This window comes from Variovorax sp. P1_G12 (genome assembly GCF_056405555.1).
The window spans coordinates 1-7729 of the sequence record NZ_JBFUBW010000074.1; the positions used below are offsets into that span (position 1 = coordinate 1).

Annotated in this window: 8 protein-coding genes; 4 read left to right on the forward strand and 4 right to left on the reverse strand. The window is 60.7% G+C overall.

Annotation, left to right across the window (positions count from 1 at the left end; genetic code table 11):
- Window positions 1-286 precede the first annotated feature (286 nt).
- On the forward strand, window positions 287-634 hold the full coding sequence (locus tag AC1D2O_RS37330) for a hypothetical protein (protein ID WP_477649914.1): 348 nt from the start codon (window positions 287-289) through the stop codon (window positions 632-634).
- Between the two features lie 573 nt (window positions 635-1207).
- Here AC1D2O_RS37330 and AC1D2O_RS37335 read toward each other — a convergent pair.
- Complete coding sequence (locus tag AC1D2O_RS37335; protein WP_478158895.1) at window positions 1208-2620, reverse strand: tannase/feruloyl esterase family alpha/beta hydrolase; 1413 nt, start codon at window positions 2618-2620, stop codon at window positions 1208-1210.
- Between AC1D2O_RS37335 and AC1D2O_RS37340 the strand changes: the two genes are divergently transcribed.
- Entirely contained in the window at window positions 2607-2930 is a 324-nt protein-coding gene (locus AC1D2O_RS37340; RefSeq protein WP_478158896.1) for a hypothetical protein, read from the forward strand. The two genes, AC1D2O_RS37335 and AC1D2O_RS37340, sit on opposite strands and share 14 nt — an antisense overlap.
- A 57-nt stretch (window positions 2931-2987) precedes the next feature.
- Here the strand turns inward: AC1D2O_RS37340 and AC1D2O_RS37345 are convergent, their stop codons facing one another.
- The 3 genes from AC1D2O_RS37345 to AC1D2O_RS37355 are packed head-to-tail and all read right to left on the reverse strand — an operon-like array spanning window position 2988 to window position 5888.
- Complete coding sequence (locus tag AC1D2O_RS37345) at window positions 2988-3962, reverse strand: Bug family tripartite tricarboxylate transporter substrate binding protein (protein WP_477649911.1); 975 nt, start codon at window positions 3960-3962, stop codon at window positions 2988-2990.
- Between the two features lie 33 nt (window positions 3963-3995).
- Window positions 3996-4181, reverse strand: a complete 186-nt coding sequence (locus AC1D2O_RS37350) for a DUF2783 domain-containing protein (RefSeq protein ID WP_477649910.1) — start codon at window positions 4179-4181, stop codon at window positions 3996-3998.
- Window positions 4182-4190: 9 nt separating this feature from the next.
- Window positions 4191-5888 carry an FAD-dependent oxidoreductase gene (locus AC1D2O_RS37355; protein ID WP_477649909.1) on the reverse strand — a complete coding sequence of 566 codons (1698 nt, stop codon included), beginning with the start codon at window positions 5886-5888 and terminating at the stop codon, window positions 4191-4193.
- 163 nt (window positions 5889-6051) lie between these two features.
- Between AC1D2O_RS37355 and AC1D2O_RS37360 the strand changes: the two genes are divergently transcribed.
- Together AC1D2O_RS37360 and AC1D2O_RS37365 are read left to right on the forward strand one after the other, a co-directional pair.
- A complete protein-coding gene (locus AC1D2O_RS37360; RefSeq protein WP_477649908.1) occupies window positions 6052-6990 on the forward strand; it encodes a LysR family transcriptional regulator in 939 nt (312 codons plus the stop codon).
- A gap of 569 nt (window positions 6991-7559) precedes the next feature.
- Window positions 7560-7729 (forward strand): phage integrase N-terminal SAM-like domain-containing protein (locus AC1D2O_RS37365; RefSeq protein WP_478158897.1); only part of this gene is annotated, 170 nt, incomplete at its 3' end.

The window sequence follows — 7729 nt, forward strand, 5'->3', positions numbered from 1 at the left end:
AGTGCCACCAGTTCCGACTTCGCCGCTTCGTCGTACACGCTGCGTCCGTCGCTCTTGTGCCCCACCACCAGCCGGCGTTTGAGGGCTTCCAAATCGTCTGTCATTTACGTTCCCATGTTCATCTATGTGGGAACGTAGGCTGTCAGGTCACAGACCGCGGCTCAAGGACGTGGTTCATTGATCGCATACCCTTGACCAATCCTCGTGAAGAAGCTCACGAATTCGTGGGACATCCGTGCGACATCAAAACTCCCGGTGGCTCGCCGATGGCGGACATTTAAACGGCATGCGCAACGAAGACTCCCGCGACGCCTGGTCGAACCAGTCCCACCCGCCGACGACGGCTTGGGAGGAAGAGCTACGACCATCGCGGTCATCCAATCGAATGTTGTTTCTGCTCGCAGCAGCTGAATGGCTCGACTTCTGGGATGTTCCTGCGGGTTTGACTAGAGACCAGGTCATGGGCGAGGTGGATTCAGTCGCCCTCGTGGTGGACCCCGAACTCATCGCAAGCGTGTACGTCAACCCGCACTGGGACCTAGAGCACAAGCTCGACCTGCTCTTTGAGGGGACGATTACAGCGATGAACGGCGAAGCGTTCGACCTGGTCGATGGCACTTTGGTCCTGCGCTGAGCTGCGTTGCCGTGGGTCAGAATGCGGCCAGAACCTGTCATTCGCAGGCGAGGCTCAATCCGCCCGATAGCGGACCATCGCCGGGCGCTCGCACATCTGGGGTGAGTCAAACCCCCTCCAATCGCCCCCCAAGCAAAAGAGCCCCTCTAGAAGGAGCGGCTCGTGGAATGAAGCACAGTAGGCGAAGGCGTTGGCCGAGTCAGTTTCCGGTCCGTTGGTCCCTTGGAAGTGTCGACCCGCGCCGCGGCTTGAGTGGATGCTCTGGTGTTAACTCCTGTACCCGTCATGTCCGGCGTTGCCTTCGCGGCGCGACCTGGCAGCACCTTGCTCAACTCGTTGGCAGAGGCGGCGAGGAAGCTCTTTGCCCCTTCGTCCTTTTGTTCGAGTAGCTCCATCCGCTCGACGACCTACGGAAACCACGGCGGACTCTTGTCCGCAGAGGCTTCCGCTATGTCGCCAGCCTGGAAGTGGCTGGTCTTGTCCACGAGGGCTTCACCGTGGAAGAGGTACTTACGCACTAGCCGCCACTTCAGGCCGGGCTGCGCTTCGTTTGGTCCGTCTACTCACCGTTCATTACGGAGCCGTGCAGGTATAGCTAGCCGCGCTGTTGACATCGCCACCCGAGATGTAGCGCGGATATTGCGGATACTGGCAAACGGGGATGGATTTTGCGGCTCCAGTAGTCGTCTTGCTGTTAAAGGCGAGCTGCGTGGGTGCAGAGCCGGCCTCAACCCACTTCACAATCGCATCATCCCACCTGACCTGAGTCAGAGCTTGCGACCCACCGTGGCCGGTGCCAGGAACGATGAAGTAACGGCTAGAAGCCGAGGGGTCAGCTAGCCCCATGCCTTTGGCGATGGAGTACACGGTGTTCAGGTTGCGAGTGTGCTCGTTAACGGACAAGAGCCCGTCAGCGCCATCGTGGTAGGTGAGGAACTTCTTTCCGCTCGCGATGAACTTTGCGATGGCAATCTTGTCCACATCCGCGCCGACAGCCTGGAGGCCGGCCGCAACTGGGCCGTAGTCCACATTGACGTCAAAGGTCGCCTGCTTTGCTGCGGTCAGCCACGACGCATCACCTGTTGCCATGGCGACGTATCCACCGCCAAGGCCACCGAAGGAAGCGGGATTCGCATTGGCCCAGCCATAGGCAGCGTAAATCGCATTGCCCGTCGCATCCGTCCAGCCTCCCGCGAATAGCTTTTGAACCGTCGGAAGCTGCGTCGGAGTCAAGCAGACCGCTGGGTCAGTACTTGCCAGAGGCTGCCCGCAGACGAGAGTTGACGGGTCAAAGGTGCACCTCGTGTAATTCGAAATCACACCGTCAGCCAAGTTGTCGGCCATGTCACAGGAGGCCACTGCTGCTTTGTACGCGGCGCTCCACTGAGCGGCACTCGGCATTGCAGAGGTTCCAGCCAGACCTGCCATGCTTGTCCACGCGACCGTCTGCCCAGGCATGCTGAAACCGTAGCATCCGGATACGGCCCCATCGAATTCTTCAGGCCAACGTTGAACTGCTATCGCAGCGTTGCGACCTCCGTTCGAGCATCCAACGAAGTACCGATACTTCGCATCCTGCTTAAAAAACTCCTGAATCACCCCTTTGGCGAAGTACAACGTAGTGCCGAGCGAGGCATACGAGTAGTCAGCCATGGACTGCTTTCCAGCTTCTGTGCCGTCAAAGAAGACCGCTGGCGCAGCCTGTCCAGCAACTCCGGCGCGATTGCCACCGTTTGACGACGCGTAAACGGCTGCTTGGGCTTTCACGGCGTATGTGACTTCTGTGATTGCGCCTGCACTGTTTTTAGTGAAGGCCGACCGAATCGCCCCGTCGAAGCCTCCGCCGCCTTGCTGGTAGTAGCGCCCAGTCCAGTTGTCTGGGACCACGACCTCTATGTCAAGGTAGGGGGCGCGGGTCGCCAGTACCTGGCACATGCCCGTGGTGCCGAGAGTGGCGTCACCCTCAATGCGGTTGGCCGCGGTCACGGTTGCCGAAGCGAATTTCTTTCCGACTATCGAAGCGCAGGTCGCTTTCATGGCTTCGGGCGTCGGCAACGCGTTCGGGGTGGCCGTCGTGGTCGGTGTGGTCGGTGTGGTCGGTGTGGTCGGTGTGGTCGCTGTGGCAGGTGTGTTTGCGGTGCTTGCTACCGGGAATCCGCCGCTGCCGCCGCCCCCGCAAGCTGCCAATGTGAGCGCGCTCAGCGCGGCAAGTGCCCAGTGCCTTGCAGATGTATGGGGTCGCTTTGAAGAGCGCTTCCGCCCTGGGTGCAGCGAGGCGCGCTCTGCAGAGTCTTGAACTGAAAGAATCATCACTTTGTCTCCTATGGGTTGTTGTGTTCGCGAGTTCGGGAGCTCAGTCGAGGCGGATGGAATTCGCCTTGATGACCTTGCCCCATCGTTCGCGCTCTGCGTCGACGTAGGCGGTCATTTGTTGCGGCGTGCCAGACATGCCTTCGAGCGCGAGAGCTTGAAAGCGCGCCTTCACCTGCGTGGAGTTCAACGCCTCCTGGAGCGCCTTGCTCAGCTTCGAGGCGACGTCGGGGGACGTGCCTGTCGGGACTACCAGGCCTTGCCAGGCATAGGCGGTGAAGTCCTTGATGCCTTGCTCGCTGATAGTCGGGACCTCGGGCATCGTGGCCAATCGAGAGGGGCTGGCGACGCCGATGGCGCGAAGCTTCCCGGCGGCGACGTACTGCTGTACGCTGGCGGTATCGATGAAACCGAACGGAATCTGGCCGCCGAGCAAGTCCTGAACAGCAGGAGCGGCGCCCCGGTACGGCGCGTGCTGCAGACTCAGGCCTGTGCGCTCACGGAATAGTTCTGCCGCCAGATGGTGTGGGCTTCCGACGCCGGCCGACGCATAGGCCACTGGACCGTTGGCCTTGGCCCAAGCGAGAAACTCCGTGAGGTTCTTCGCTGGCACTTTCGGGCTAATCACCAGCAGCAGGGGGAACCGTGCGAGCATGCCCACCGGCTGAAAGTCCTTCACCGAGTCGTAGGGCAACTTAGCAAACAACCAGGGATTGACAGCCAACGTCGCAAAGTCAGCGGACAGCATGACGTGTCCGTAGTCCTTGGAGTTCGCTACGTAGCCTGCGGCGATGTTGGTCGCGGCACCCGGCTTGTTGTTAATAACGATGGTCTGGCTTAGCGACTTGCTCATGGCATCCGCAACCGTTCTGGCTACGACATCCGAGCCCCCGCCGGCGGCATAGCCAACGACCCATTCGATGGTGCGGCTGTCCTGCGCGAATGCCAGGCCCGGCACGGCGGTGGCGAGCAGGCCTGCCCGCAACACGCTGCGGCGTGAAAGTTTTGTCCGATTCATGTCGTCTCCATTGGTAAATTGAAATCAGCGGGGCTAGCCGCGCGCGGCGTGAAGCGCTTCACGCAGGACGTCGACCGAACCGATGTGGTTTGCAAGCAGCAGCAGGAGCCGCGCGTTCAGTGCTTGGCTCTGCGCCAGCGGCAGGTCTTGGTGCGCCTCAATGAGCGCCTGGTAGAACTCGTCGGGGGAGCTCAGATTGGGGGAGGTAGTCAGTGCCATGCAGCTCTTTCAATGGACCGCGAGCGCGCGTTGCAGCGCGGACGCCAGCCAGGCCAAGTCCGAAAGGCTGCCTCTTGCGCAAACATGGTGGTCGGGACGCAGGAGCAGTACGGTGTCGGGCCGCATCTCGTACCGCTCTGCAACGAGACCTTCGGCGTCAATCAAATCGGCGACGACGCCTGGCACACTCGCTATAGCCAGCACGCTCATCTGACCTGCTGTTCCTGCGGCGTCGCGAAGCCTCGCCAGATGCTCTTCCTCGCTGCCATCTATCAAGACAAGCGCGGTGAAGTCTGGCCCGAGTTGACGCAGCAGCCAGGAAGGGCTGCCATCAGGTAACCGTACCGGCGCATCAGTTGACGGCGCACCGGGGACCATTCGCTCACAAGCACCGTCTGCTACCGGCGTGTTCAGGGATGAGTTGCGAAGGGTCGAGGGCACCGAAAGTCGTCCGCTGTTGACCAACGTGCGCGCAAAGGGGTGCTTCTTGGAAAGCTCCAAGACTGCGTCTCGAAAGAGTCGACTGACTTCGCTCTTGGGCGTGATGAAGTCGGTTGCTCTGGTTGAGTTGAGTATGTTCTCGTCGGCGGCGTACTCGCGCTCCGCTGCATAGCTGTCCAGCAGCGCATCCGACGCGCGACCTTGCAAGACGGCAGCCAGCTTCCACGCCAAGTTCTCGGCATCCTGCACGCCCGAGTTGGCACCACGGGCTCCAAAGGGCGACACGCCATGCGCGGCATCACCCGCGAAGAAGATTCGCCCGTGCCTGAATTCGTCCATGCGCAGGCAAGCGAACGTGTACACGCTCGCCCACTCTAGCTCGAACTCGGCATCCCTCATCGAGGTGTTTGCGAGCATTTGCTTGACCCGGGGAATGATGTTCTCGGGCTTCTTTTCCTCGTCCGGGTCCGCGTCCCATCCCAGTTGGAAGTCGATTCGCCAAACGCCGTCAGGCTGCATGTGAAGCAGCACGCTTTGCTTGCGATGGAACGGAGGGTCGAACCAGAACCAGCGCTCAGCGGGCTGTTTGAGCTTCATCTTTACATCGGCGATGAGGAACCTGTCGCGAAACACGCGACCCTTGCTCTCTTCGCCAATCAATTGGCGCACTGCCGACCGGGACCCATCACAGGCAACCAGGTAGTTGGCAGCTAGTTGATAGGGACCGACAGGCGTGTCGATGGTGACAAGAACGTGGCCTTCCTTTTGCTCGACGTTGAAGACCCTGTTGTGCCAACGAGCGTCGATGAGTGGTAGCTGCGCAGCGCGCTCAGCCAAATAGCCCTCGACGTAGTACTGCTGGAGATTGATGAAGGCTGGCCCCTCATGGCCATCCTCTGGCAGCAGGTCGAACTGGTAAATCTGCTCATCGCCGAAGAAGACGCGCCCAAGGTTCCAAGCCACTCCCTTCTTGACTATCCGTTCGCCACAGCCGAGCCGGTCAAAGATTTCCAGCGTCCGCTTGGCAAAACAGATGGCACGTGAGCCGGTCGAGAGCCTGAAGTCGTTGTCGAGCAAGACGACCGGGATGCCCCGCTGTGCTAGGTCAATGGCGAGACTCAAACCGACCGGCCCAGCGCCGACCACAACCACCGGCTTTTGCACGGGGGTGGCATTTCCCTGGTCAGGAGACCGCTGAAAGTCGAACTCGATGGCCTGGTAGTCCAGGCCGGCCGGCTCCATTTCGGGCAGTTCGGCGAATCTCATGTTTGGCCCTTCCGCGGCCAACTCTGGGCCTGCGCTTGTCTCATTTGGTCTGCTTCCACGTAGCGGAGCCAGACGATAAGGGCGGTCGACAGATGAGGCAACGCCATGACGCTCATGCGTAGAATGAGCACCATTCATGCCGGAGCGCGGCACCCTAGCCCCTATGGCCCCTATCGACTCAAGCCTGAAGCAACTGGACCTCAACCTCCTGGGAGTCCTCGACGCCCTGCTGCGCGAGCAAAGCGTCACGCGCGCCGCGGAATCCCTGGGGACAACGCAGAGCGCAATCAGTCACTCTCTTGGGCGTCTTCGGACGTTCTTCGACGATTCCCTGTTCGTGAAGTCGTCAAAGGGCATGGTCGCAACGCGTAAAGCGGAGCTGCTACGCCAACCTGTCACGGGCATCATGGCAGCTGTCCGGCAGCAGGTCTTGGCAGAAGCAGGTTTTCACCCCTCGCGCTCGCGCAGAGCATTCGTGTTCGCGATGACCGACGCCGGTGAGCTGGTATTCCTTCCGCCCCTTCTTACCGAACTGCGCAAGGAGGCGCCCCACTGCACGGTGCGCACTGTGCAGGTCCCCATCGAGCAGATTGAGGGACTGCTCGCCTCCGGAGAGGTGGATTTGGCGCTGGGCTCAATCAGGTCAGCCCCAGAAGGCCTGTATCGACAGCGCCTATTTCTTAACACGTTCGTCACCATCGTGAGCACCCGCAATTCGTTGATTGGTGACAGCTTGACGATGGAGCAGTTTCAGCAGATGCCCCAAATAGTGGTCTCCCTTGAAGGGAAGCCCGGTACCGCGTATGACAAGCTGGTCGAAGACCAAGGCATAAAGCGAAACGTCTTCCTGACGACACCGCACTTTCTTGTTGTGCCGCTTCTGCTCGAGCAGCAACCGGACCTTATCGCGACCGTGCCCATGGAGCTTGCAAGCGCCTTTGCAAAGTACGGCACGGTGCGGATTCTGAGGCCGCCGGTCGAGTTGCCCCAGTTCGCGCTGAGCCAGCACTGGCATCCTCGGTTTAACAACGACCCTGCAGTGAGTTGGTTACGCGCTCTGGTGAAGCGCACGTTCGAGACCTACCGCGAGCCAGATGACTGAGGTTTCGATGGCAAGTGAGTCCGATGCGAAGGCATTCATTGACGCCACTACGACGCTCCGCGCCAGCTCTGCCACTCGGGAGGGCCAACCGTTCTGCGAAGTCAGTCAGAGTTCAACGACCGAAGCGGCGCCGCCGCCATCGGCCTTTTGCTTTTTCGCGTCCACGCTGCCATTCAAGACTGTCTTCAACGCGCTCAACGCGAGTCAATCATATGCTTGTGACCGTCCTTGCCCTGCTTGGATTCCGGCACAACGTACCAAGTGCTGCGCTTCTGGTAAGGCTTCATCTCGTTTATGGAACTGCAGTAGGAAACGCACACGACGTTCGGGCAACGGCCATTGGGCTTGCGTGTCCGCTTGCGCGCGGCTTGAACTGCTTCAAAGGGCACCTACCGGAACGGGTCGGCGAATGGCCGCTTTCACGGGGCGGCAACTTCCGCTTCGGGCCCAAGGACTAAACCGCTCGCGCGGTAGCCCGCCGCAGAGGCCAGTGGGTCTGGCAATCATCGCGTCCCTGTCTATGTTGAGGAGCGAGGCGATTGGCCTCGTTCTTCGACAGGAGCACGATCATGACCCCTTCGACACCAGCGGTTTCTGCGCTGCGTCAGCGCATGCTCGACGACATGCGCATGCGCAAGCTCGGACCCAAGACCCAGGCTGCCTACGTCCGCGCGGTTCGGTACCTCGCCGGCTTTCTGCAACGCTCCCCCGACACGGCCACCGCAGAGGATCTGCGGCG

What these genes read in the sequence shown, in the direction of transcription:
- AC1D2O_RS37355 (WP_477649909.1), bottom strand. Translation starts at nt 5,888, where the DNA reads ATGAGATTCGCCGAACTGCCCGAAATGGAGCCGGCCGGCCTGGACTAC.
- AC1D2O_RS37350 (WP_477649910.1), bottom strand. Translation starts at nt 4,181, where the DNA reads ATGGCACTGACTACCTCCCCCAATCTGAGCTCCCCCGACGAGTTCTAC.
- AC1D2O_RS37330 (WP_477649914.1), top strand. Translation starts at nt 287, where the DNA reads ATGCGCAACGAAGACTCCCGCGACGCCTGGTCGAACCAGTCCCACCCG.
- AC1D2O_RS37345 (WP_477649911.1), bottom strand. Translation starts at nt 3,962, where the DNA reads ATGAATCGGACAAAACTTTCACGCCGCAGCGTGTTGCGGGCAGGCCTG.
- AC1D2O_RS37360 (WP_477649908.1), top strand. Translation starts at nt 6,052, where the DNA reads ATGGCCCCTATCGACTCAAGCCTGAAGCAACTGGACCTCAACCTCCTG.